This is a genomic window from Streptomyces nojiriensis (genome assembly GCF_017639205.1).
Taxonomy (GTDB): Bacteria; Actinomycetota; Actinomycetes; order Streptomycetales; family Streptomycetaceae; genus Streptomyces; species Streptomyces nojiriensis.
The window spans coordinates 1234174-1258487 of record NZ_CP071139.1 but is presented as its reverse complement, the minus strand read 5'-3'; the positions used below and the strand labels follow the sequence as shown (position 1 = coordinate 1258487).

At 73.1% G+C, this 24314-nt stretch carries 23 protein-coding genes; 17 read left to right on the top strand and 6 right to left on the bottom strand.

Features of this window, described 5'->3' with window-relative positions:
* Positions 1–16: 16 nt before the first annotated feature.
* On the top strand, positions 17–1957 hold the full coding sequence (locus JYK04_RS06140) for an APC family permease (RefSeq protein ID WP_189742675.1): 1941 nt from the start codon (positions 17–19) through the stop codon (positions 1955–1957).
* Here the strand turns inward: JYK04_RS06140 and JYK04_RS06135 are convergent.
* Positions 1875–3176: a helix-turn-helix domain-containing protein gene (locus JYK04_RS06135; protein WP_189742673.1), complete on the bottom strand. Its 1302-nt coding sequence runs from the start codon at positions 3174–3176 to the stop codon at positions 1875–1877. The genes JYK04_RS06140 and JYK04_RS06135 overlap by 83 nt on opposite strands.
* A gap of 129 nt (positions 3177–3305) precedes the next feature.
* Between JYK04_RS06135 and JYK04_RS06130 the strand changes: the two genes are divergently transcribed.
* The 9 genes from JYK04_RS06130 (at position 3306) to JYK04_RS06090 (ending at position 11682) form a co-directional block, all read left to right on the top strand.
* Positions 3306–3869, top strand: coding sequence for a TetR/AcrR family transcriptional regulator (locus JYK04_RS06130; RefSeq protein WP_189742672.1), 564 nt, complete (start codon positions 3306–3308; stop codon positions 3867–3869).
* A 56-nt stretch (positions 3870–3925) separates the two neighbouring features.
* Positions 3926–4546: a DUF6461 domain-containing protein gene (locus tag JYK04_RS06125; RefSeq protein WP_229876301.1), complete on the top strand. Its 621-nt coding sequence runs from the start codon at positions 3926–3928 to the stop codon at positions 4544–4546.
* A gap of 125 nt (positions 4547–4671) precedes the next feature.
* The gene (locus JYK04_RS06120) at positions 4672–4914 is read left to right on the top strand and encodes a helix-turn-helix domain-containing protein (protein WP_189742670.1); all 243 of its coding nucleotides are present in this window, start codon (positions 4672–4674) and stop codon (positions 4912–4914) included.
* A 160-nt stretch (positions 4915–5074) separates the two neighbouring features.
* The gene (locus JYK04_RS06115) at positions 5075–5515 is read left to right on the top strand and encodes a hypothetical protein (RefSeq protein WP_189742668.1); all 441 of its coding nucleotides are present in this window, start codon (positions 5075–5077) and stop codon (positions 5513–5515) included.
* The gene (locus tag JYK04_RS06110; protein ID WP_189742666.1) at positions 5512–6309 is read left to right on the top strand and encodes a transcriptional regulator; all 798 of its coding nucleotides are present in this window, start codon (positions 5512–5514) and stop codon (positions 6307–6309) included. The genes JYK04_RS06115 and JYK04_RS06110 overlap by 4 nt, the downstream gene beginning before the upstream one ends.
* A gap of 71 nt (positions 6310–6380) precedes the next feature.
* Positions 6381–6800 carry a roadblock/LC7 domain-containing protein gene (locus JYK04_RS06105; RefSeq protein WP_189742664.1) on the top strand — a complete coding sequence of 140 codons (420 nt, stop codon included), beginning with the start codon at positions 6381–6383 and terminating at the stop codon, positions 6798–6800.
* 125 nt (positions 6801–6925) lie between these two features.
* Positions 6926–7300: a hypothetical protein gene (locus JYK04_RS06100; RefSeq protein ID WP_150255694.1), complete on the top strand. Its 375-nt coding sequence runs from the start codon at positions 6926–6928 to the stop codon at positions 7298–7300.
* Positions 7301–7495: 195 nt separating this feature from the next.
* Positions 7496–11074, top strand: coding sequence for a bifunctional glycosyltransferase/CDP-glycerol:glycerophosphate glycerophosphotransferase (locus tag JYK04_RS06095; protein WP_189742662.1), 3579 nt, complete (start codon positions 7496–7498; stop codon positions 11072–11074).
* A 125-nt stretch (positions 11075–11199) separates the two neighbouring features.
* Positions 11200–11682, top strand: a complete 483-nt coding sequence (locus JYK04_RS06090; protein ID WP_189742660.1) for a VOC family protein — start codon at positions 11200–11202, stop codon at positions 11680–11682.
* 1 nt (position 11683) lies between these two features.
* Here JYK04_RS06090 and JYK04_RS06085 read toward each other — a convergent pair whose 3' ends face one another.
* Positions 11684–12418 (bottom strand): SIR2 family NAD-dependent protein deacylase, encoded by a 735-nt coding sequence (locus JYK04_RS06085; protein WP_189742658.1) that lies wholly within the window; start codon positions 12416–12418, stop codon positions 11684–11686.
* Between the two features lie 152 nt (positions 12419–12570).
* Between JYK04_RS06085 and JYK04_RS06080 the strand changes: the two genes are divergently transcribed.
* Genes JYK04_RS06080 through JYK04_RS06070 form a run of 3 tightly spaced genes read left to right on the top strand, consistent with a single transcriptional unit; the run spans position 12571 to position 14846 of the window.
* Positions 12571–12999, top strand: coding sequence for a hypothetical protein (locus JYK04_RS06080; RefSeq protein WP_229876298.1), 429 nt, complete (start codon positions 12571–12573; stop codon positions 12997–12999).
* 42 nt (positions 13000–13041) lie between these two features.
* On the top strand, positions 13042–14007 hold the full coding sequence (locus tag JYK04_RS06075) for an ATP-grasp domain-containing protein (RefSeq protein WP_189742656.1): 966 nt from the start codon (positions 13042–13044) through the stop codon (positions 14005–14007).
* Positions 14004–14846, top strand: a complete 843-nt coding sequence (locus JYK04_RS06070; RefSeq protein WP_189742654.1) for a GNAT family N-acetyltransferase — start codon at positions 14004–14006, stop codon at positions 14844–14846. Before JYK04_RS06075 ends, JYK04_RS06070 begins: the two co-directional genes overlap by 4 nt.
* Positions 14847–14943: 97 nt before the next feature.
* On the opposite strand, the gene JYK04_RS06065 is transcribed toward JYK04_RS06070, so the two are convergent.
* Positions 14944–15387 carry an SSI family serine proteinase inhibitor gene (locus JYK04_RS06065; protein WP_189742652.1) on the bottom strand — a complete coding sequence of 148 codons (444 nt, stop codon included), beginning with the start codon at positions 15385–15387 and terminating at the stop codon, positions 14944–14946.
* 327 nt (positions 15388–15714) lie between these two features.
* On the opposite strand from JYK04_RS06065, the gene JYK04_RS06060 reads away from it, so the two are divergent.
* Both JYK04_RS06060 and JYK04_RS06055 read left to right on the top strand, forming a co-directional pair.
* Positions 15715–16452, top strand: a complete 738-nt coding sequence (locus JYK04_RS06060) for an ABC transporter ATP-binding protein (RefSeq protein ID WP_189742650.1) — start codon at positions 15715–15717, stop codon at positions 16450–16452.
* Complete coding sequence (locus JYK04_RS06055) at positions 16446–18920, top strand: ABC transporter permease (protein ID WP_189742648.1); 2475 nt, start codon at positions 16446–16448, stop codon at positions 18918–18920. Before JYK04_RS06060 ends, JYK04_RS06055 begins: the two co-directional genes overlap by 7 nt.
* A 13-nt stretch (positions 18921–18933) precedes the next feature.
* Here the strand turns inward: JYK04_RS06055 and JYK04_RS06050 are convergent, their stop codons facing one another.
* Together JYK04_RS06050 and JYK04_RS06045 are read right to left on the bottom strand one after the other, a co-directional pair.
* The gene (locus JYK04_RS06050; protein ID WP_189742646.1) at positions 18934–19395 is read right to left on the bottom strand and encodes a Crp/Fnr family transcriptional regulator; all 462 of its coding nucleotides are present in this window, start codon (positions 19393–19395) and stop codon (positions 18934–18936) included.
* Positions 19396–19529: 134 nt separating this feature from the next.
* Positions 19530–19838 (bottom strand): hypothetical protein, encoded by a 309-nt coding sequence (locus JYK04_RS06045; RefSeq protein ID WP_189742644.1) that lies wholly within the window; start codon positions 19836–19838, stop codon positions 19530–19532.
* Positions 19839–20140: 302 nt separating this feature from the next.
* Here JYK04_RS06045 and JYK04_RS06040 point away from each other — a divergent pair, with 302 nt between their 5' ends.
* The gene (locus JYK04_RS06040) at positions 20141–22069 is read left to right on the top strand and encodes a glycoside hydrolase family 5 protein (RefSeq protein WP_189742642.1); all 1929 of its coding nucleotides are present in this window, start codon (positions 20141–20143) and stop codon (positions 22067–22069) included.
* Here JYK04_RS06040 and JYK04_RS06035 read toward each other — a convergent pair.
* Positions 21993–23528, bottom strand: a complete 1536-nt coding sequence (locus JYK04_RS06035) for an MFS transporter (RefSeq protein ID WP_189742640.1) — start codon at positions 23526–23528, stop codon at positions 21993–21995. The two genes, JYK04_RS06040 and JYK04_RS06035, sit on opposite strands and share 77 nt — an antisense overlap.
* A gap of 77 nt (positions 23529–23605) precedes the next feature.
* Here JYK04_RS06035 and JYK04_RS06030 point away from each other — a divergent pair, with 77 nt between their 5' ends.
* Positions 23606–24193, top strand: coding sequence for a helix-turn-helix domain-containing protein (locus JYK04_RS06030; RefSeq protein ID WP_189742638.1), 588 nt, complete (start codon positions 23606–23608; stop codon positions 24191–24193).
* Positions 24194–24314 lie beyond the last annotated feature (121 nt).

Sequence of the window (24314 nt, the reverse complement as noted above, 5' to 3'; positions counted from 1 at the left end):
GCATGATCATGCCTGAATGAGGCGTATCAATGTGAAACGCATGCTGGTCGGCGAACCCCTCGACACCGCCCGCCTGGGCGAGACCCTGCTGCCCAAAAGACTTGCCCTGCCGATCTTCTGCAGCGACCCGCTCTCCTCCGTGGCCTACGCCACCGAGGAGATCCTGCTGATCCTCGCCCTCGGCGGCGTCGCACTGCTGCACCTCACCTGGTACGCGGCCGCCGCCATCGTCTTCCTGCTCACCGTCGTCGTCGCCTCGTACCGGCAGACCTGCCACGCGTACCCGGGCGGAGGCGGCGCCTACGTCGTCAGCTCGGAGAACCTCGGGCAGACCGCCGCGCTCACCGCCGCCAGCGCCCTCCTCGTCGACTACGTGATGACCGTCGCGGTCTCCGTCGTCTCCGGCGTCTCCGCCATCACCTCCGCCGTTCCCTCCCTCAGCGACCACGAAGTGGTCCTCTCCGTCGCCTTCGTGGTGCTGCTGACCCTCATGAACCTGCGCGGCGTAAGGGAGTCGGGCCGCATCTTCGCCATCCCCACCTACGGCTTCGTCCTCGTCATCTACCTCATGTTCGCCGTCGCCGCCGTACGGCTCGGCACCGGCGACACCATCCGCGCCGAGTCCGCCGACCTCCCGATCACCCCGGTCGACACCTACACCGGACTCGCCCTGGTGTTCCTCACGATGCGCGCCTTCGCCTCCGGATGCACCGCCCTCACGGGCGTCGAGGCCATCAGCAACGGCGTCCCCGCCTTCCGCAAGCCCAAGGCGGACAACGCCGCGACCACGCTCGCCGCCATGGGCGTGCTCTCCGTGACGATGTTCGTCGGCATCACCGCCCTGGCCATGTCGTACCAGGTGCACGTCGCCGCCGACCCCACCGAACTGGGCCTGCCCCCGGGCACCGCGACCTCCACCGCCCTCGCCCAGATCGGCCGCGCCACCTTCGGCAGCTGGAACTTCCTCTTCTACCTCCTCCAGGCCGTCACCGCGGGCGTCCTGATCCTCGCCGCGAACACCGCCTTCAACGGCTTCCCGATGCTCGCCTCGATCCTGGCCAAGGACCGGTACGCGCCCCGCCAGCTCTTCAACCGCGGCGACAGGCTCGTCTACTCCAACGGCGTCGTACTCCTCGCACTCGCCGCCATCGCCCTCATCGTGGCCTTCGACGCCGAACTGACCCGCCTCATCCAGCTCTACATCATCGGCGTCTTCGTCTCCTTCACCCTCTCCCAGTCGGGCATGGTCCGGCACTGGCGCAAGGTGCTCGCCTCACCCGCCACCGCGCGCGAGGAGCGGATCCACATCCACCGCAGGCGCGCCATCAACGCCGTCGGCGCCACCCTGACCGGCCTGGTCCTCGTCATCGTCCTGCTCACCAAGTTCACCCACGGCGCCTGGCTGGTCGTCATCGCCATGCCGCTGCTCTTCCTCGGCATGAAGGCGGTCCGCCGCCACTACGACCAGGTCGCCCGGCAGGTCGCCATCGACCCCGGCGCCACCCCGCGCAGGCCCGCCCGCCACCACGTACTGGTCCTGGTCGCCGCCGTGCAGGCCCCGACGCTCAAGGCCATCGGCTACGCGCAGGGCCTGCGCCCGGACACCCTGACGGCGGTCACCGTCGCGGCGGACGAGCAGGAGGCGGCCCGGCTGCGCGAGGCGTGGGCCGCGCACGACACCGGCCTGCCGCTGAAGATCCTGCACTCGCCGTACCGCGAGGTGGTGGGCCCGATCCTGGCCCACGTCGAGGAACTGGCCGCCGGCTCCCGGACGGACATGCTCTCGGTGGTCATCCCCGAGTACGTGGTGGGCCACTGGTGGGAGCAGCCCCTGCACAACCAGAACGCCCTGCGGCTGAAGGCCCGGCTGCTCTTCACGCCGGGCGTCGCGGTGATCGACGTACCGTACCTCCTGGAGTCCGCGCGGCCCGCGGATCCGGCGCGGCGGGACGGGTAGCGGGTTCTGCTTCGACGCGCTGCAGCACCGCCGAGTGCGCCAGCGCCAGCTCCACCACCTGCCGGGGGTCCGACAGGGAGCGGCCGGTGAGCTGCTCGAGGCGCCGCAGCCGGTTGGAGACGGTGTTGCGGTGGCAGTACAGCCGCTGCGCGGCGTCCGTGGTCGAGCCCCGGCAGGCCAGCCAGGTGCCCAGGGTCGTCAGGAGCGTCCGCCGGTCCGCCGCGGGCAGCGCGAGCACCGGACCGAGCACCACCTGGCGCAGCCGGCCCGCCAGCTCGGCCTGGGCCGCGACCAGCGCCGCCGGCAGCCGTTCGTCCAGCAGCGCGGTGCGCGGGCCCTCGGACTCGGGGGCGGTGCGCAGTGCGAGGGCGGCCAGCCGGTGCGCCCGGGCCACCTCGGCCGGCGCCGTGACGACCGGACCGACCCCGGCGCGCACCCCGAGGGGCGCGAGCAGCTCCCGTACGGACTCCAGCGGATGGTGGCCGAGCTCCACCAGGCCGATCTCCCCGTCGGTGCGGATGCGCCACAGCACGCGCGGAGCCGACGCGGCTCCGGGCCCGGCCGCTGTGGTCGGCGCGGCCTGGATGCCGGACGCGTCACCGGCCAGCACGACCACCGTGAACCGGCCCCGCTCCGGCAGCCCCAGCTGTGCGGCGGCCGCTCCGGCCGCCGGGACTCCGGCGGCGGAGACTTCCGCGGCCGTGGCCGACAGCCCGTCCCCGCCGTCGAGCAGCACGTCCAGCAGGGCCGCCCGGCGCTCCCGGTCCCGGTCGCCGTGCGCGGACTCCGTCAGACGGTACGACTCCGTCATGGCGTCCGTCATCTGGTCCAGCACGTCCCACAACGCGGTCGCGCCGGGCAGCAGCCGGGGCAGCGCCGCCCGGTCGTGCGCGGTCACGGCCTCCGTGAGGCTCTGCCAGAGCAGCCGGCCGCCACGGCGGTGGGTGCGCAGCAGGGAGGTGAGCGGCAGCCCCTGCTCGGCACGGAGCGCGCCGACGGCCCGGGCTTCGGCGAGCTCCACCGGCAGGCCCCGGGAGGTGCGGAGCAGCCCCTCGACGGCCTGGCGGAGGGTGTGGTGGATCCGCTCGCGCAGCTCGGCCCGGCCCAGCAGGGCGGCGTAGGCGGGGTCCTCGGCCAGCGTGCGGTCGGCGAGCCGGTCCGCCGCCACGGCGATCCGGCGGGACAGGTCCTCGCGTATCTCCTCGATGATCCGCTCCATGACGCGCAGCCTGACACGGGGGAGGGGGCGGTGGGGAGGGGCCGGACCGTTCACGTCCGCTACCGTGTGCGAATCACTGCGCCTGCAGTGATCACCCGATGCGCCCCCTCCACACCCAGGGACCCGCCCATGCGCCAGAACCCGCAGCGCCGCGCCGCACTGCTCGACGCCGCCATCGAAGTCCTGGCGCGCGAGGGCTCGCGCGGCCTGACCCTGCGCGCCGTGGACGCCGAGGCGGGCGTGCCCACGGGTACCGCCTCGAACTACTTCGCCAACCGGTCCCAGCTGCTCGTACAGATCCTGCACCGCACCCGGGAGCGGCTGGTCCCCGACCCGGCCGACCTCGCCGGCCCGCTGGACACCGAGGTCCTGCTCACCCGGCTCCTGGAACGGATGCGGCGGGAGCGCAGCGTGCACATCGCCATGCTGGAGCTGCGGCTGGAGGGTACCCGGCGCCCCGAGCTCCAGGCGGAGCTCGCGTCCTTCCAGGGCCTGGAACTGGAGGCCAACATCAGATGGCACCTGGACGCCGGCCTGCCCGGGGACCGGCAGGGCGTGGTCCTGATGTACCTGGCGATGCTCGGCCTGATCGTGGACGACCTGACCGCGCCCGCCATGCTGGAGGCGCACCCGGCGCACGGGCTCATTCGGACGATGGTCGAGCGCCTCCTCCCGGAGAAGCCCGCGGACTGACTATCGTGCCGGTGAACAAGCACCGGCGGGGTGGGGCAACCGTGGGGAGTGCGGACATGGCGGACACGACCGAGGACGTGGCGGACGGAATCCGGTGGCTGGCCGACTGGGACCAGTGGTTCGCCGGTCTGACCTTCGCCCGGGGGATAGCCCCCGATGAACTCGCCGCGCGGCTCGGCGCGCTGCCGGGCGTCCACCCCGGGCCGCTGGGCGCGCTCGACGCCTGGAGCATGGTCACCGAGACCGTGGACGGCGACGGCGTGGCCCGGGTCGGCAGCTGGGGCGGCTGGTCCTTCGCCGTCGAACACGGTCAGCCGGCCGGAGCGGAACGGCTCGCCGAGGTCTCCCGGGGCGGCGCGGAGGCCGTCCACCTCGACCCGCAGCCCGACCACCCGCCCAAGCAGTTCGCGTACGCCCGGGACGGCGAGCTGGTGTGCTGCTTCGGCCTCGGCGAGGAGTGCTGGCGCGGCGGCCACCGGCCGGACTTCCTGCTCCCGGAGCTGATCGCGGCCGGGATCCTCACCCCGGACGGCGCGTGCGCCCGGCCGGCCGACGAGGCGGACACGGACCGCGACCGCCACACCCTCGCCGTCGTGGAACGCCGCTTCGGGCTGTCCCTGCCGCGCCACCTGATCGCGGACACCCCCCTCCCGGCGTACGTGACCTGCACGCACTAGCGGTCCGTGCCGGGGCCGGGGTGCGGTGATCTTATGCTCAGGTTTACGCGAGTCCGCTGGTTTTGCGTCCGGTGAGCCACTTTGATGGGTTTGCCAGGCCTCGTACCGGAGCAGGGGGACTAGTCATGGGCACCGACCACAGTCAGAAGGACAGCACACCCACCCTGATCGGCTCCGTGCAGCGCGCACTGCGCCTCCTGGAGGCGATGTCGGCGGAAGGCGGGGTGACCGCCAAGCGGCTCGCCCGGCTCACCGGGATCCCCCTGCCCACCGTCTACCACCTGCTGCGCACCCTCACCCATGAGGGCTACGTGCAGCGCGAGGGAGGGTCGTTCCGCCTCGCGGACGATCTTCCGCTCGCTTCGTGATCAAATATCGACGCGTTCCGGCCACGCTCTCGCACCCTTCCTGGCATGTTCCAGCGGAAAATGCCAGAACACCCTTTCGTGCAGTGGAACTTGAGTAAGTTCCCTCCTGTCGCGCCGTACGACCGTGCACTCAGCACGTCCGGCCGGGAGGGGAGCCCGCGTGCCCGGGATCGACGAATGCCTGCTCGAAGCCATGGCCCTGCCTGGTGCGCGTGGGGCCGCGCTGGTCGACTGGAGCAGCGGACTGGCCCTCGGCACCGCGGGGGAGTCGCCCGTGGGTGACCACGAGACCACCGCCGCCGAGACCGCCGAACTGGCCCGGGCGGCAGCCGAGTACGAGTCCTTCGCCCCGGCGGAGACGGACCCGGCACACGGTGGCGGAGCCGTTCCCTCCGCCGGTTCGTCCGCCGGCTTACCGGCCGGCCCGCCTGTCGAGGATCTGATCGTCACCACCCGCACTGGATACCACGTACTGCGCTTCGTCGAGACGAGCTTCGACAGCAGCGTATTCCTGCACCTGTGGCTCGACCGCGTCGACGGCAATCTCGCCCTCGCGCGCCACAGGCTCCGTGCCCTGGCGGAGGGGCTGGTACTCAGATGACCACCCCGGCCACCGCCACGGCCGCGAACGCCTTCGCCGCAGTCTCCCCCCTTCTCACCCGACTCGCCGCGGAGCGGGCCACCGGCGCCCTGCTCCGCGACCGCGGCACCCTCTTCCTGGAGGACGGCCGCATCGTGCACGCGGAGAGCCCGGCCACCCCCGGTCTCGACGTACTGCTCACCACCGGCGGCGGCCTCGCGCCCGAGCGCTGGCGCGAGGCCGTGGACCGGGCCGGTGCCCGCCGCCAGGTCGCCCGCTTCCTCGTGGACAGCGGCGGGCTCGCCGACGGGGAGCTGGAGATATGCCACCTCGCCGCGATATTCGACGCCGCCTTCTTCGCACTCTCCCCGGGCAGCGGGCCCTCCCGCTTCCGCCGCGGGGCCACCCACTGGATCGGCTCCGTCCGTTCCGTTCCCGCCGCCGCCGTCGAACGGGAGACCCGGCGCCGTCGGGACCTGCTCGACGCGGTCTGGCCGTACCCCCTGCTGGACACCTCCCCGGTGGTACCCCGGGCGGCCGCGCCGGGCCAGACGATCACCTCCCGGCAGCGGACCCTGCTGGGCCAGGCCGACGGCCTGCGCACCCCGGCCGACCTCGCGTGGGTCCTGGGCCGGCCCGCTTTCCACACCCTGCTCGACGTACGGCGCCTCGCGGCGGCCGGACTGGTCGAGACCCCGCACACCCCGGCCCCGCCGCCGGCCGTGGCGCCCCTGCCCGACTGGATGACCGAGGCCCAATCCCCGGACGTGGCGCTGCTCCGCCGGTTACGCGACGCACTGGAGGCAAGTCTGTGAGGCTCCCGCTGCGACCGGCCCTCCGCGCCGACCGCTCCGAGCGTAGGCAGCCCGAAAGGAGAAAGGCCGACATGAGTACGGTGCCCCCCGAGACGGAGGCCGAGATACTCGCCGAGCTCCGCAGGCTGCGGGCCCGGGTACCCCAGCTCACCGGTGCCCTCGCCGCGAGCGCCGACGGTTTCGTGCTCGCCCAGGACAGTGCCGCCGCCGAGGCGGAGTCCATCGCGGCCCTGACCGCCGCCGCCCTCGGGGTGGCCCAGCGACTCAGCGACTGCACCGGTCAGGGCGCCTTCCGCGAACTGCTCGTGCGCGGTGAGGACGGATACGTCGCCACCTACGCGGCGGGCCTGGCGGCGGTCCTCACCCTGACCGCCGAGCCGCGCGTCAACGTCGGACGCCTCCACCTCGAGGCCCGGCGCTCCAGTCTCCGGATAGCAGAACTGATCGACCACACCCTCGGGCGACGGGGCCCCGGAGTCCCATCCGGGTGATTCGCGTTCCGGCCGGCGGCAGGGCCTGACCCGTCCGGCACGTGCCGCCACAGCTATACCCAGCTACAGCCAGTCACATTCCCAGCACGTCCCAGTCACAGTGGAAAGAGAAAGAGGACCCTCTCATGGTCAATGTGGAGACCGCACTCAAGGAAGCCACCACCACGATCGAAGGCGCGATCGGTGCAGCGCTCGTCGACTACGGCAGTGGTATGGCCCTCGGCACGATCGGGGGCGGCAAGGACCTCGACCTCGCGGTCGCGGCGGCGGGCAACACGGACGTCGTGCGCGCCAAGGTCCGCACGATGGAGATGCTCGGCCTCAAGGACGAGATCGAGGACATCCTCATCACCCTCGGCAGCCAGTACCACCTGATCCGGCTGATGAAGGCCCGCGGTTCCACGGGCTTCTTCCTCTACCTGGCCCTCGACAAGGGGCGGGCCAACCTCGCGATGGCCCGGCATCAACTGAAGAAGATCGAAGCAGACCTGGAGGTCTGACCGCCCCCGCCGGGCACGGTCAGGCCGCCTCCAACCGCATCGCCGAAGTGGCGGACGGCTGAATTCTTTGCCGTCCGCCCTGGCGGCTTGCTGCGTATGCCCCATATGGGTGGAGTTTATGACTCTGTTACAGAGTAGGATGCTGTGAGCAGCTGATCATCGACAAAGCATAAAACGCTGGAGAAACCGCCACCCATGCCGCCGCGCCTGAGCATCGTCGTCCCCGTCTACAACGTCGAGCTCTACCTCGACGAGTGCCTGGAATCCATCGCATCCCAGACCTTCGAAGACTTCGAAGTCATTCTCGTGGACGACGGGTCCACGGATACGAGTGCCGTCATAGCCAAGGCGTTCGCCGCCAAGGACAAGCGCTTCCGTGTCGTGATGCAGGACAACGCAGGCCTCGGTGCGGCCCGCAACGTGGGCGCCCGCCACGCCGACAAGGACAGCGAGTACCTGGCCTTCGTCGACAGTGACGACACCATGCCCGACTACGCGTACCAGCGGCTCATAGAGGCGCTCGACGAGACGGGTTCGGACTTCGCGGGCGGTAACGTGAAGCGCTTCCGCTCGGTCGGCATGCAGCAGTCCTGGGGACACCGGGCCGCCTTCGCCCGCACCCAGCTGAAGACCCACATCTCGAAGTTCCCGGCGCTGGTCACCGACCGCACCGCGTGGAACAAGGTCTACCGGCGCAGCTTCTGGGACCGGCACGGCTTCCAGTACCCGGAGGGCATCCTCTACGAGGACGCCCCGGTCAGCATCCCCGCGCACTACTTCGCGTCCAGCGTCGACATCCTCAGCGACTGCGTCTACCACTGGCGCGTCCGCGAGACCGGCGAGCGCTCCATCACCCAGCGCTCCACCGACCCGATCTCCCTCATCGACCGCGTGAAGTCCGTACGCCTGGTCCGTGAGTCGCTCAAGGCCAAGCAGGGCGCCAAGTACGCCCGTTACCTGCGCGACTACGACCACAACGTGCTGAGCGAGGAACTCCCGCTCATCTACAAGTACGTCGGCGAGGGCGGCCCCGAGTTCCGCGCCGCGTTCGTCAAGGAGGTCGGCGGTCTCGTCCGCGAGATCGGCACCGGCCCCTGGTCCGACCTGACCGTCGCCGACCGCCTCAAGGCGTACCTGGCCGGCGAAGGCCGCGTCGAGGACTTCATCGCGCTCCAGCACCACCAGCGCGACTACAGCTACAGCGTGCCGGTCAAGGGCCTCGCCCGCCCGCAGGCGGACTACCCCTTCCTGCAGGGCCGTCCGCCGGTCCCGGCCAAGATCCTCACCCTCGGCCCGCGCGAGCGCCGCGTCGTCAGCCGCCTGGAGCAGGCGGCCTGGGCCGACGGCAAGCTGCTGCTGCGCGGCTACGCCCTCCCCGGTCACCTCGGTGCGGAGAGCCGCCTCGGTTCCCGCAAGATGCTCGTCTTCCGCGAGGGCAACAAGCGCAAGCGCTCCGTCGTCAGCACCCGTACCGTCGCCTCCCCGATGGCCACGGTGAAGGCCCCGCACCTCGCCCTGCGGCACGCCGACTGGGCCGGTTTCACCGCCGTCGTCGACCCCTCGATCTTCCAGTCGGGCGGCAAGTGGAACCAGGGCATATGGACCACGTCCATCGCCGTCACCGGGGCCGGGGGCCTGCACCGCGCCCGCCTGCGCGGCGGGGAGAACGACACCGGCCAGAACCCGCCCCCGCACTGGGTGTCCCCCGATGTCCGGATCGTCCCGAACGTCTCCGGCGCCCTCACCATCCAGGTGGAGGTCGTCCGTGCCCGCGCCCTGGACGTCCACGCCGCGGGTGACGACGCCGTCGAGATCGCCGGCGAACTCTCCGCCGAGGCAGTCGGATCCACCGCGCTGCGGGCCGTCCACGTCACCACGGGCACCGTCCTCTCCTTCCCGCTGGAGAGCGCGGCGTCCGGCGCCGGCCGTGCCTCGTTCACCGCCCGCGTACCGCTGGCCGACCTGGCCGCCGTACCGGACGCCGAGTGCGAGCCCGGCGAGTGGGCCCCCGAGCCCTGGAGCCTCTCCGTCATCGGCCCCGACGGCACCGAGCACCGCATGGTCCACGACGAGCGCGGTGGATTCGACGGCCTGGTCCTGCCCCTGCCCGGTGAGGACAGCGGCCGCTCCCTCTTCGCCAAGCGCGGCAACACCGGACACCTGACCCTCTCGGTGCAGCCCTCCCCGCCGCTGGTCGACGAGGTCACCGCCGAGGACGGCACCCTCACCCTGCGGGGCCGCTTCGTCGCACCGACCGACGAGGCGTACGAGCTGGTCCTGCACAACGCGCACGGCGTGGAGTTCAGCTACCCCGTCACCCGCGACGGGGACGCCTTCGAGGCCGTCTTCCGGCCCGTGCTCCCCGAGGCGTACGCAGGCCGCACCACGCTCCCCGAGGGCCGCTGGTGGCCCACGCTGCGCCCGGCCGCCCAGGGCGGAACCACCGCCGGACTGCTCGGTGTCGACCGCGGCGCACCCGTACAGATGGGCCCCGGCCTGCTCTTCGCCGGGCCGCACCCGCTCACCGTGCAGGGCCGCCGGATGCGGGTCGAGACCCGCTTCCACGACCGCATGGTGCTGGTCGCCGACCCGCTGATCAGCCCGCACGACCGCTCCAACTACGCGCAGCGCGTCGCCCGCTTCGAGACCTACCCGGCGCAGCGCGCCCTGCCGGTCAAGGACATCGTCGTCTACGACACCTTCCAGGGGCAGAGCTCCGGCGACTCGCCGCGCGCCATCCACGAGGAACTGGTGCGCCGCGGCGAGAAGCTGGAGCACGTCTGGCTGGTCCGCGACGGCCACACCGAGGTCCCGGAGACCGCCCGCGCCGTGCAGTACAACAGCGTGGAGTCGTGGGAGGTGCTGGCCCGGGCCCGTTACTACGTGACCAACGACAACGTGCCGCAGCGCTTCGAGCGCCGCGCCGGCCAGGTCGTCGTACAGACGTGGCACGGCACGCCGATCAAGGAGATCGGCCACGACTTCGTGCACGACTACTACACGAGCCCGGAGATCCTGGAGGGGCTGGAGCACGACAGCGCCCAGTGGACCCTGCTCGCCTCCCCGAGCTCGTACGCCACGCCCCTCCTCAAGCGCGCCCTCGGCTACGACGGCGAGGTCATCGAGGCCGGCAGCCCGCGTACGGACGCGCTGGTGCGGCCCGACGCGCAGCGGATCGCGGAGGTCCGGCGCCGGCTCGGCCTGCCCGAGGGCAAGAAGGTCGTCCTCTACATGCCCACGTGGCGCGAGAACAACGAGGGCTTCTCGGGCGGCTACAAGCTCGATCTGCGGATCGACCTGGACCAGGCGCGCCGTGAGCTGGGCGAGGACCACGTCCTGCTGATCCGTAGCCACCACCACGTGACGGAGCAGGTCCGCGACGGCGTCCGCGACGGATTCGTCGTCGACGTGTCCCGCTGGCCCGACGCGACCGACCTGCTGCTGGTCGCCGACGTGCTGATCTCGGACTACTCCTCCGCGATGTTCGACTTCGCGCACACCGACCGGCCGATCCTGCTCTTCACGTACGACCTGGAGCACTACCGCGGCACGCTGCGCGGCTTCAACTTCGACCTGGAGGAGAAGGCGCCCGGACCGCTGCTGGCGGACTCGGCGAGCCTGATCGAGGCCGTGCGCGACGCGGACGCGGTCGGGGCGCAGTACGCCGAGGCGCGGGCGGCGTTCCGCGCCGAGTTCTGCGACCTGGACGAGGGCAACGCCGCCGAGCGCGTCGTCGAGCGCATGCTCGCGATGGGCGCGGAGCCCGCCAAGTAGGCCGAACGGGCGAATTACCGGCTGAATGCGGACCGGCCCCGGACCCACCGATGAATTTCGGGTCCGGGGCCGGTCTGTATGTGAGGGACGGTGTCCACTGTCCCCCCACCGGCCCGGAGGCAGAGATGAGCGGCAACGGATTCACCACGTGTCTGTGGTTCGACGGCAACGCGGAAGCGGCCGCCGACCACTACCTGTCCGTCTTCAAGGACGGCAAGATCGGCCGGATCGGCCGGTACACGGAGGCGGGGCCCGGGGAGGCCGGCTCCGTGATGGTCGTGGAGTTCGAGATCAACGGCCAGCAGTTCATCGGCCTCAACGGCGGCCCGCAGTTCCCCTTCACCGAGGCGATCTCCTTCCAGATCCGCTGCTCCGACGAGGCCGAGGCGGACTACTACTGGGACGCGCTGACCGGCGACGGCGGCGAGGAGGGCGTCTGCGGCTGGGTCAAGGACAAGTTCGGTGTGTCCTGGCAGGTCATCCCGCCGGGAGCCATCGACCTGATCGCCGACCCGGACCCCGGGCGGGCCGCCCGGGCCACCGCCGCCATGATGCGGATGAAGAAGCTGGACGTGGCGGAAATGCGCCGGGCGGCGGACGCCCCCTAGGTCAGGGCCGGGGCGCGGTGAGTCTGGTCAGCAGGGCCGGCAGGGCGGTGCCGATCGGCTCGCGGACGATCTCGTCGGCCAGCGGGTCGTACGGGGTCTCCTCCGCGTTCAAGATGATCAGCCGGGCTCCGGCCTCCGCGGCCATCCCGGCGAGCGACGCGGCCGGCTGCACCTGCAGGCTCGACCCGACGGCGATGAACACCTGGCATCCCTTGGCCACGGCGACCGCCTGCGCCAGCACCTCGGGGTCGAGCCGCTGGCCGAACATCACGGTCGCCGACTTGAGGATCCCGCCGCACACCAGGCAGGCGGGATCCGGCTCCCCGGCGGCCACCCGGGCCAGCGCCTCGTCCATGCCCGACCGGGCGTGGCAGGCCGTGCACACCACCGACCGGGCGCTGCCGTGCAGCTCGAACACCTTGCGGTCGGGCATCCCGGCGAGCTGGTGCAGCCCGTCCACGTTCTGGGTGATCACCCGCACCGGGGTGCCACCGCGTTCCAGCTCCGCCACGGCCAGGTGCGCGGCGTTCGGCCGTGCTCCGAGCGCGCCGATCTCGGCGCGCATCAGCCAGGAGCGGCGCCGGATCTCCGGATCGGCCATGTAGTACGAGTACGTCACGAGCTTCTCGGCGTCGGGATCCTGCCGCCACAGGCCCTGGGGCCCCCGGTAGTCCGGAATTCCGGAGTCGGTGGACATCCCGGCCCCGCTGAACACTGCGACAAGTGGCTTCCCCATGCATCGACCTTACGTACGGGGGCGGGCCGCCCGCGAGCAAATTTCCGCGCACCGGCCGGAGGGTCGTTTCTGCGGTGAATCCCGACCCCCACAGGAGTGAGATCCGGGCCCCGCCCTCCCGATCCACCGGCCCGGCGGGTACAAGACCGGACATGATGCTCAAGCCGTACCGCCTCGGTGCCCTGCTGCTGACCCTGCTCGTGCTACCGGTCATGCCGTCCGTTCCCGCCCTCGCCGCGCCCGCCGCCGTCGCGGGGAGAGGGCACACCGCTGCCCAGATCAGCGAGTTCCTCATCGGTTTCTACGGTGACCACGGTCCCTCCGAGCAGGACCGGGAGAACCAGGTCTCGCAGATCCTCAAGGAGAGACAGCAGCTCAATGAGGAGGTCGACGTCCTGCTCTGCGCCCACGACGAGCCGCAGGACATCAGCATCGGCCCGGTCACCGTCGCGAAGACCGCCTCGGTGGGCTGGGCCACCGTGACCACCCACTGGGCCGCCGGCACCACCGACACCTTCACCGCGTACGTACGTCTGGACTCCAACCCCATCCGGCTCGACGACGTGATCTGCGCGGGCTGAAATCCGTACGGTGACCGACGGGGCTGTTCATAGGGTGGGCGCATGGCTACGACAACCGCGACCACCACCACCGTCCTCTACTGCCGCGACCCGTTGAACGAGCGCCGGGCCGACGCCCACTTCGCGGCGGAGGCCCGGCAGTTGCGGGCCGCCGGGGGAACGGCCCTGCTCATCGACCACGACGCGCTGCTCGCCGGGGACGCCGAACGGGCCGTCGCGCGCGTGCCGGAGGGGACGGGAGCCGTCTGGTACCGGGGCTGGATGATCCCCTCGGGTCACTACGCCGCACTGGACGCGGCCCTGCGCCGGCGCGGTGGCGAGCTGGCCGTCACCCCCGAGGCGTACCGCCGGGCGCACGAACTCCCCGGCTGGTACGAGACCTTCGCGGGCCTGACCCCGGTCAGCGGCTGGTTGCCGGCGGGGCCGGGGGAGGTCCCGGACCCGGAGGGGCTCGCGGCCCTCGCGGCGGGCCTGCCGCCGGGAGCCGCCGTCGTCAAGGACTACGTGAAGTCCCGCAAGCACGAGTGGGACGAGGCCTGCTACGCGCCCGACCTCGCCGACCCGGCCGCGCTGCACCGCGTCGTCGCCCGCTTCGTCGAACTGCAGGGGGAGTTCCTGGCCGGCGGGGTGGTGGTGCGGGCCTTCGAGCACTTCGTCACGCCGCGGGCGGCGGCCGCGGAGGTACGGGTGTGGTGGCGGGACGGAGCGCCCCGGCTGGTCACCGCCCACCCCGACAGCCCGGTCGCCGAGGTACCGGAAGCGCCGTTCGAACCGGCCCTCGAACCGGCCCTCGAACCGGTCCGGGCGGCCGTCGAGGCGCTCGGCTGCCCCTTCGTGACCACCGACCTCGCGCTGCGCGCGGACGGGGTCTGGCGGGTCGTCGAAGTAGGGGACGGGCAGGTCAGCGACCTCCACCGGGAGGCCGATCAGGCCGCGTTCGTCCGCCTCCTGACGGCCGATCAGGCACCGCTGCACGCACCGGCCCCGTCTGGTACAACACCGGCATGACGGGATTCGAGATCACCGGTGCGAGCGCCGCCGACATGAGGCTGATCCGCGACTGGGCCGACGAGGAGGGCTGGAATCCGGGGGACTCGGACCGGTTCGCCTTCGCGGTCGCCGACCCGGAGGGCTTCCTCGTCGGGCGGCTGGACGGCGAGCCGGTGGCCTGTATCTCCGCCGTGCGGTACGGCGGCGGCTTCGGCTTCATCGGCTTCTACATCGCCCGGCCGGCCGTCCGCGGCCAGGGGTACGGCATCCGGCTGTGGCACGCCGGGATGGAACGGCTCGACGGGCGGCTCGTGGGCCTGGACGGGGTCGTCGACCAGCAGGCCAACTACCGTAAATCAGGCTTCCGATGGGCCTGGAACAACTTCCGCTACGAGGGCGTCCCGCAGGGGGACGACGACGGCGCGGTCGAGATCGTGGACGCGGGCACCCTGCCCTTCGGCCGGCTCGCCGCCTACGACCGGCGGTTCTTCCCCGCGCCGCGGGACGCCTTCCTGTCGGCCTGGACCGGGCTGCCCGGCCGCACCGCGCTGGCCGCCGTCCGGGACGGCCGCATCGAGGGCCTCGGCGTGATCCGCCCCTCCAGTGCCGCCCACCGGATCGGCCCGCTCTACGCGGCCACCCCGGCGGTGGCGGCGGCCCTGCTGCGGGGGCTGGCCCGGCACACCCCCGACGGGCTGGTGTCCGTGGACGTACCGGACGCCAACCCGGCGGCCGCCGCGCTCTTCGAACGCCTCGGCCTGGTCCCGGCCTTCGAGACCGCCCGGATGTACACCGGTCCGGCCCCGGACCTCGCCCTGACGGAGCTCTTCGGGGTGACCAGCCTCGAACTGGGCTGAGGATCCGGCCGCGTCGGCGGCAGCGGTGGCACCACCTGTGTCGGCCGGGCCGGGCGGCGGTCGCACGGCGCCGCCCGGCCCACCGCTTCACGAGGGATCAGAAACCGAACAGCGTGCCGGAGGTGTGCCGCAGGCCGCACGGATTGGCGAAGGTGTACGAGTAGCTGAGCCGACGGCCCTGCCACACCCCGACGGCCGTCACCGTCATCGGGTTCCACTCCCTGGTACAGACCGCGTCGGCGGCCGGTGCGGCGAGCGGGTCGAGCTGCGAGCCGTTCGCACGTAACTCGGCGCACGCCGCGGCCGGGTTCGGGTGCGTCCCGCCCGGCGTGGGCGAGCAGACGAGGGTCACCGCGCGCAGGACCGTGCCCGTTTCGGCATCGGGCCCGGCCGTCACGCTGAGCACCAGCGCGGACGGCGCGTACAGGCTCGCCGTACCGGTCGGTGCGGCTCCGGCCGTACCCGGCCAGGCCAGCGCGGTGAGCGCGGTGAGCGCCATGGCGGCGGAACCGAGCCCGAGACCCTTTGCGATGGACCGCATTTCGAACACTCCCTTGGGTTGATGTTTCGGATAGCGGACGCAGTCTTGCCGACCCGAGCCGTGAACGCCCGTTCGGACCCCCATTTCTCGTCACCGATCGTGTACGAATGACTGCAGACAGCAGCCGTGCGGGCGGGCTGACCTGTGCGGGAGCGGGCCGCCGAATCGGCCGAACACCGACCGGGACACCTCCGCGAAACCTGCCGCGGCACGCCTGTGATCTGCCCGGACGGGGTCTGGACCCCCTCCGGGGGTAGGCCCGGCCCCACCCCGGGGACACGGTCTGGGCCCGCTGTGCCGCGCCGCCCGCGACGGTTGGCTGGGGTCATGGAAAACGACGCGATCCAACTCAAGGACGTCACCCGGGTCTTCGGCGCGGGCGACCGGGTGGTCACCGCCCTCGACCGGGTGTCCCTCGACGTCCCCCGGGGCACCTTCACCGCCGTCATGGGCCCCTCCGGCTCCGGCAAGTCCACCCTGCTGCAGTGCGCGGCAGGACTGGACCGGCCCACCTCCGGCAGCGTGCGCGTGGGCGGCACCGAACTCGGCGGGCTCGGCGAGACCCGGCTGACCCTGCTGCGCCGCGACCGCATCGGCTTCGTCTTCCAGGCCTTCAACCTGCTGCCCGCCCTGACCGCCGAACAGAACGTCGCCCTGCCGCTGCGGCTGGCCGGCCGCCGCCCCGCCAGGGCCGAGGTCCGCGAAGTCCTGGCCCGGGTGGGCCTCGGCGACCGGGCCCGGCACCGGCCCGCGCAGCTGTCCGGCGGGCAGCAGCAGCGCGTGGCCCTGGCCCGCGCCCTGATCACCCGCCCCGAGGTGCTCTTCGGCGACGAACCCACCGGCGCCCTGGACTCGCAGACCGGCCGGGAGGTGCTCGCCCTGCTCCGGGCCATGGTCGACACCGAACGCCAGACCGTCGTCATGGTCACCCACGACCCCGTGGCCGCCTCGTACGCGGACCGCGTGGTCTTCCTCGCCGACGGCCGGGTGAACGGTGAACTCCGGGGCGTGGGCGCCCAGGACATCGCCGCCCGCATGACCGCGCTGGAGGGAGCGCCGTGCTGACCATCGCCCTGCGCTCCGCGCGCGACCGCTGGGTCACCTTCGTCGGAAGCTTCGTGGCCCTGGCCCTCGGCGTCGGCCTCATCGCCACCATGGGCCTCGGGCTCGCCGCCACTCTGGAGGCCCCGCAGCGCCTCCCGGAGCGGTTCGCCCAGGCCCCCGTCGTCGTCAGGGGAGACGACGTGCTGCGCGTCCCCGTCCCGGGCGGGGAACGCACCGGCAGGCTCGCCCACCCCCGGCCCGTCACCCCCGAGCTCGCCCGGCGGCTGGCCGCCCTCGGCCCGACCACCGAGGACCGGTCCTTCCCCGTCCGCGCCGAGGGCGGGCCGGAGCAACTGGTCGGCCATCCCTGGTCGGTCGCCGCCTTCGCCCCGTACACCCTCGACGCGGGCCGCTCCCCGCGCTCCGACGGCGAGGTCGTCACCACCGGCTGGGCCCGGCCAGGGGCCCGGATCGGCACCGACCACGGCTCCGTGACCGTGGTCGGCACCGTCGCCGACCGCGGCTTCGAGGACGCCGTGTTCTGGACCGACGCCCGCGCCGCCCGGCTCTCGCCCGTCGTCGACCAACTCGTCGTCGCCGCCGACCCGACCGCCGTGCAGGACGCCGTAGGGGAGGCCGTACGTGCACTCCCGGGCCGGGACGCCGACGTACGGGTCCTGACCGGCCGGGACCGCCGCCACGCCGACCCCGACCCCGAGCGCGACAGCGAGGCCCTGCTCGCCGTGAACGCCGCACTCGGCACCGCGGGCGGCGTCACCGGCTTCGTCTCGGTGTTCGTCGTCGCGTCCACCTTCGCGTTCGCGGTCGCCCGGCGCCGCAAGGAGTTCGCCCTGCTGCGCGCGGCAGGCGCCACCCCGGGCCGGATCCGCCGCACGGTGGCCGCCGAGGCGCTGCTGCTCGGCGCGGTGGCCTCGGCCACAGGCTGCCTGCTCGGGGCCTACGGGGCGCCCGTGCTCGTCTCGTACCTGGTGGACGAGGGCTTCGCACCCCGCTGGTTCGCCGTCGGCGACGCCACCTGGCCCTTCCACGCGGCCTTCTGGGCCGGGCTGCTCGTCGCCCTCGCGGGAGTCGTCGCCGCCTCCTGGCGGGCGGGCCGGGTCGCCCCCTGCGAGGCACTGCGCGAAGCCGCCCACGAGACGCGGACCATGACCCCGGGCCGCTGGATCCTCGGCGCCGGACTGCTGCTGGCGGGCCTCGGCACCCTCGCCCACTCCCTGCTGACCGACCCGTCGGACCTGCTCCACCGCAAGACCTACACCAGCCGCCCGATGCTGTTCATCGTCGCCTTCGCGCTGCTGTCGCCGGTCCTGGTACGGCCGCTGGTCCGGCTGATCGCCTGGCTCCCCGCCCGGCTGCCGGGCGCCGGCGGGATGCTGATCCGGGAGAACGCGGCGGCCGGCATCCGCCGTACGGCGGCCGTCGCCGCCCCCGTCCTGGTCACCGTGGCCCTCGCCGGATCCCTGCTGGGCACCACCGCCACGCTGAACGGGGCCGAGGCCGCCGAGATCCGGCGGCTGACCACCGCCGACCACGTCGTCACGGCCGGCCCGGGCGGGTTCGATCCGGCCGCGGTCGAGCGGATCCGGGCCGTGCCCGGAACGGAGATCTCCGCCACCGCGGCGACCGCCGTCCACGTGCTGGAGGAGGGCACGGCGCTGATCCGCTCCGACGCCCGCGCCGCGGACCCCGAGGCCCTCGCCCGGACCGCCCGACTGCCCCTGACGGCCGGTTCGGTCACCGACCTCGACGACGACTCGATCATCGTCACCGCGGAATGGGAGCGGCACACCGTCGGATCCACCGTCGAGGTGTGGCTCGGCGACGGCACCCGCAGGACCCTGCGGATCGCCGCCGTGATGAGCGTCGGCACCGGCGGCAACGGGGCCTACGTCACCCCCGCCAACGCCCCCGGCGCGACGGTGGACCGGATCGACGTACGCCTCGCCCCGGGCGCGGACGGCGCTGCGGTCGGCGCCGCGCTGGCCGAGGCCGCCCGGCAGGCCGGGGGCCGCGTCCTGACCAAGGACCGGTGGGTGGCCGAGAACCGGCCCGGGACCGCACGCACCACCCGGACCGGCTTCCTGCTGGTCCTCGGCATCGCCCTGCTCTACACGGGGATCGCGCTCGCCGGCACCCTGGTCATGGCCACCTCGGACCGGGCCCGCGACTTCGCGGTGCTGCGCCTGGCCGGAGCCACCCGCCGGCAGGTCCTGCGGCTGGTGGCGGGGGAGTCCCTGCTGGTCGTCCTCGTCGGCACGGTCACCGGAACCCTGGTCGCCGTACTGAACCTGGCCGGCGTCCGGGCGGCACTGGGCCTCCTGGACGTCAGGAGCGCCCTGGTGGTCCCGTGGGGCGCCCTCGGTACGACGTCCGGCGCCTGCGCGGCCGTGGCGGTGGTCTCCGCAGTCGTCCCGGCCGCGCTGTGCCTGCGGCGCAGGGCGGTCGAGACGGCGGGCGTGCGTGACTAGCGGGTGTCGCCGATCAGGCGGTGCTGCTGAGGCGGGGTGCGTACAGCTCCAGCAGGCGGGTGCGGGTCTGCTGGAGGCGCATCGCGAGGACGCGCCCGACCCAGTGCCCGATCGCGGAGCCGAAGGTGGGATCGGCGTCCATCAGCATCCGCACGGTCGCGGCGTCGAACTCGTACGCCCGTACCGGTGTCATCGCCTCCGCGCCGAGCTGCCACACGTACGGCGGGAACAGCCAGGACCAGCCCACCAGCTCACCGGGGCCGAGGCTCTCCACGGGCGCGGGCCGGCGGCCGGCGACGGGGATCTCCAGGGTCACGGTGCCGGAACGCACGATCCAGAAGGAATCCGCCCGCGTGCCCTCGTCGAAGATGCGCGCGCTCTCCGGGAAGTTCACCTCACGGGCCTGCGACATCAGCCGTCCACGGTGCTCGGTGGACAGGACGGCGGCGATCCGGATGGGGGAAGGTGTGCTCACGACGGCCTCCGATCACGACCCCCCACGACGCTCCTGCTCTCCCAGTGTCGCCGAAGCCCGCCGTATCGCGGCCGGACCGGACGGGGTTTCTTCCGCGCCGGTGCGGGAACGGGGCTCGGGAGCCCCTCTGCGCCTCAGGGGGTGTCCTCGGCGTTCGCCTCCAGGCAGGCCAGCTCCATCGCGTCGAGGACGGCCTCGTGGCTGCGTCCGCTCAGCTCGGCGACGTTCTCGATCTGCGCCGTCGCCCAGGCCGCCAGTGTCATCACCAGCACCCGGAGCCCGTCGGTGCCGTGCTCGGCGAGGACCGCGTCGGCCACGACCATGGCCTCCTCGGGGACCTGCTCGGGCGGTTCGAGGCCCGCCAGACCGCGCAGCAGGGTGAGGGTGCGGCGGGAGATCTCCGGCGTCATCCCCGCCAGCCGCATGTCTTCGTCGTCGTCCATCCGCCCCGCCCTCCGGTGCCGTGCCACATCACCTCAGGGCACGGTAGAGGGGCGCGGCCCCGCGCGGGGCCGTTTCGGCAGGGTGACGGTGTGTGATCGGGCGTCGACCGGCCGAATTCGGCGGGTGCCGTCCGGGGCGGACCGGGACGGACCGGCGCCGTGCGGGCCGGCGCCGTGCGGGCCGGCCGCGGGTCATCGGCGTCGGAAAGCGTCCCCGCGTTCGGCTTCCCCCGGAAGCGACCCGCTGGTAACTTTCCCGCGGCAGCCGCCCGCCGGGACGGCCTCTTTCCGGCAGGAGCGAGATGAAGAACCTCTTACGCGCGGTCCTCTGCGCCCTCCTGCTGGTGGCCGGCGCCCTGTCGGCGCCGTCCGCGCAGCCCGCCCACGCCGCCCCGCAGCCCGCGGCCGCCACGGACCCCGCCGTAGCCTGGACCCCGCCGCTGTCCACCCGCGGCCGGTACATCGTCGACGCGCAGGGCAACCGCTTCCGCCTGCGTTCGGGGAACTGGGACGGAGCCCAGGGATCCTGGAACGGCTCGGGCGACCGCGAGGACCCCGCCACGCACCACAGCGGGCAGAACGCCCACGGCATCCCGATCGGCCTGGACCGGGTACCCCTGACCACCCTGCTCGCCGACTTCCGGGCCGCGGGGCTCAACAGCATCCGGCTGCCCTTCTCCAACGAGATGCTGCGCGACACCACCCCCGTCCCGGACGCCGCCGTCGCCGCCAACCCGGCCCTGCGCGGCCGCACGCCCCTCCAGGTCTACGACGCCGTGGTCGCCGGCCTCACCGGCGCCGGCTTCGCCGTCATCCTCAACAACCACACCGTCACCACCCGTTGGTGCTGCGGCCTCGACGGCAACGAACGCTGGAACAGCGGCCGCTCCACCGCCCAGTGGGCCGACGACTGGGTCTTCCTCGCCCGCCGCTACCGCGACAACCCGCGCGTGGTGGGCGCCGATCTCTACAACGAGGTCCGCCGCGACGTCTTCGACGACCCCAACTGGGGCCTCGGCGACAACCACGACTGGCACGCCGCCGCCCAGGAGGCCGCCGACCGCATCCTCACCGAGGCCAACCCGAACCTGCTGATCGTCGTCGAGGGCATCAACTGGTACGGCCTGCCCGTGGACGGCTTCCCGCACGGCCGCCCCACCCTCACCCCCGTACGCACCCTCTCCCACACCCTGGTCACCTCGAACAAGCTGGTCTACTCGGCCCACTTCTACGGGTACACCGGCCCCCGGCACAGCGGTGCGACCGGCATGGGCGAGACGCACGACCCCCGCTACCAGGACATGACCGCCGCTGAGCTCGAACAGACCCTCTACGACCAGGCCTTCTTCGTGTCCGCGGAGACCGGCACGCACTTCACCGCCCCCGTCTGGATCAGCGAGTTCGGTATCGGGGCCGACGAGAGCGGCGCCGCCCCCCGCGCCTGGTTCGACCGCCTCACCGGGTACCTGACGCGCTCCGACGCCGACTTCGCGTACTGGCCCCTCGTCGGCTGGAGCACCACCGCCCAGGGCACCCCCGGCGGCGACAGCTGGGCGCTCCTGCGCTACGACGCGACCGGCCGCCGCTCCGGCGTCCTGGACCCGGGGGACTGGCGCACCGCCCGCTGGTCCCCGCTCAGCACCACCCCCGGCCGCACCGGACCGGTCCCCGCCACCACCGCCTGGTACCAGCTGACCACGGACCACCGCGACCACAACGCCTCGCTGCGCACCCGGGCCGCCGGGGACTGGGACAGCGGCGCCCGCAAGGCGGTCTGCCCCGACGGGGCCCGTCTCACCGGGCTCGCCCACACCGGTGGCCGCGGCCTGTGCACCAGCTCCGACCTGCGCGCCCCGACGGGCGACCACACCGCGGTCCGAGACGAGAGGTACGTCCCGGCGGGCGGCGACTGGGCCACCGGCTACACCAAGTTCCAGTGCCCGGCCGGCCAGTTCCTGATCGGCTACAGCCTGCGCGGCGAGCGGGTCTCGGCGGCGCTGTGCGCCCCGGCCCGTACGGGGCTTCCCGCAGGCGGCCGGACGGTGTGGTTCGACCGGGGCGACAACCGCCCGGCGGGCGGCCCCGGCGGCGAGTTCGCCTACGGGCACTACAAGGGCCAGTGCCTGCCCACCGAGTACGCGGCGGGCATCGCCTTCACCACCCGCGCCGCCACCCGCCCCTCGCCGGCCGCGCTGCTGTGCCGTCCCCTGCCGGGTCCGGACGCCCGCTGACCCGGCCCGCCGCGGCGACGGCGGCGAGCGCGACGAGGATCAAGGCCGCCGCGACCAGGAAGGTGAACCGCATCCCGGCGGCCACGGTCCCGGCGGGCGCCGAGGCGATGTCGGCGGTCGCCGACCCGTGCGCGAACACGGCGCCCATGAGGGACGCACCGCTGACGAGGCCGAGATTGCGCGAGAGGCCGAGCATGCCGGAGACGACGCCCCGCCGGCCGGGGCCGGCGTCCGCCATGACGGCGGTGTTGTTGGCCGTCTGGAACACCGCGTAGCCCGCGGTCACGACCGCGAGCGGGGCGACGTACCCGAGGACACCGAGCGAAGCCGGCGTCAGGTAGAGGATGACGGCACCGGCCGTCATCGCCTGGAGCCCGAGCAAGGTCATGCGCTGCGCGCCGAAGCGGTCCGTGAGGCGCCCCGCGGGCATCCCGGTCACCGCGGCGACCAGCGGACCGACCGACAGGACCAGCCCCACCGGGGCCTCGCCGAGCCCGAGCGTCCGGGAGAGGTAGAACGGCCCGACCACGAGCGTCGCCATCATCACCGTCGACACGAGCGCGCTCGAGGCGAGGCCCGCACCGATCACCGGATCCCGCAGGAGCGAGCGCTGGACCAAGGGGGAGGCCGCCCTCGCCTCGGCGCGCACGAAGAGGACGGCCCCGCAGGCGGCGGCCGCCAGCAGCGCCGTGTCGAGCGGGCCGAAGCGGCCGCCACCGAGGGTCATCGCGAGCGCGTAGGCGGCGAGCGTCAGCGCGAGCAGCAGCGTCCCCAGGTGGTCGAAGCGGGGCCGGTCCACCCCGCGTTCCCGCCGGTCGGCGGGCAGATGGCGGTGGGCGAGCAGGAACGCCGCGATGCCCAGCGGCACGTTGACGAGGAACAGCGCCCGCCAGCCGGACGCGGCGAGCAGGGCCCCGCCCAGCGACGGACCGAGGGCGGTGCCCACCGCGGACATCGTGCCGAGCAGCCCCATGGCGCTGCCCGTCCGCTCCTTCGGGACGGTCTCACCCACGAAGGCCAGGGTGAGGGCCGTCATCACGGCGGCTCCCAGGCCCTGGGCCGCCCGGGCGCCGACCAGCAGCCAGAGCGTGGGTGCGGCGGCGCACAGCACCGAGGCCGCGGTGAACAGCAGGATTCCCGCCAGGAGCAGCCGCCGGCGGCCGACGAGGTCGCCGAGCCGTCCGGCACCGACGACCAGGGTGGTGACGGCGAGGAGATAGGCCAGGACGATCCACTGGACCTCCTGGAACGACGCGGAGAACACCTGCGCCAGGGTCGGCAGGCCGACATGGGCGATGCCGGTGCCGAGCGAGGAGAGCAGCACGGAGAGGGAGAGACCGGCGAGCGCCCACCGGACCGCGGGCCGGTGCGCGCCGGCGTCCCCGCCCTCGTCGCCGGTGGTGGTGCGGTGCTGTCGGGGGCCGGTGGCGGAATCACTGTGCGGACTGTGTGGGCTCATGCCGGGAGGGTGCGGCCGCCGGGTGACGGACGGCAAACCTTGTTGCCGTTTCCGGGACGGCCGGGTGCAATGGCCGGATGGACGACACCCCATCCCCCCACCAAGCGGTCCTCGACGAGGTGGCCCCCCGGCTCAGACGGCTGCGCGCCCGGCGCGGTCTCACCCTGGCCGCGCTCTCCGAAACGACCGGCATCTCGAAGAGCACCCTGTCCCGGCTGGAGTCGGGTCAGCGCCGCCCCAGCCTGGAACTGCTGCTGCCGCTCGCGGCCGCGTACCAAGTGCCCCTGGACGACCTGGTGGGCGCTCCCGAAGTGGGGGATCCCCGGGTACGGCTGACCCCCCGCACCCTCCCGAACGGCGGCACGGCCGTCCCGCTGACCCGGGGCCCGGGCCCCCTCCAGGCGTACAAGATGCTCATCCCCGACCGGGGCGGCGAGCCGGATCCGCGGACGCACGAGGGCTACGAGTGGCTGTACGTGCTGGAAGGCCGGCTGCGCCTCGTGCTCGCCGAGCACGACCTGGTCCTCGGCCCCGGCGAGGCCGCCGAGTTCGACACCCGGCTGCCCCACTGGTTCACCAGCGCGGACGGGCGGCCGGTGGAGATCCTCAGCCTCTTCGGGCGGCAGGGCGAGCGCATGCACGTCCGGGCGAAGCCCCGCGCGTGACGGCGGGGCAGGTGTGCGGGCCGGAGCACTTTCGCATCCGGATCCGCCAAGTGGGATGAATCAAGCCGCGAATCGCTCTAGGGTGCGCCCTTAGGCACGGCCGTGGACTGCTGTTCGGTGG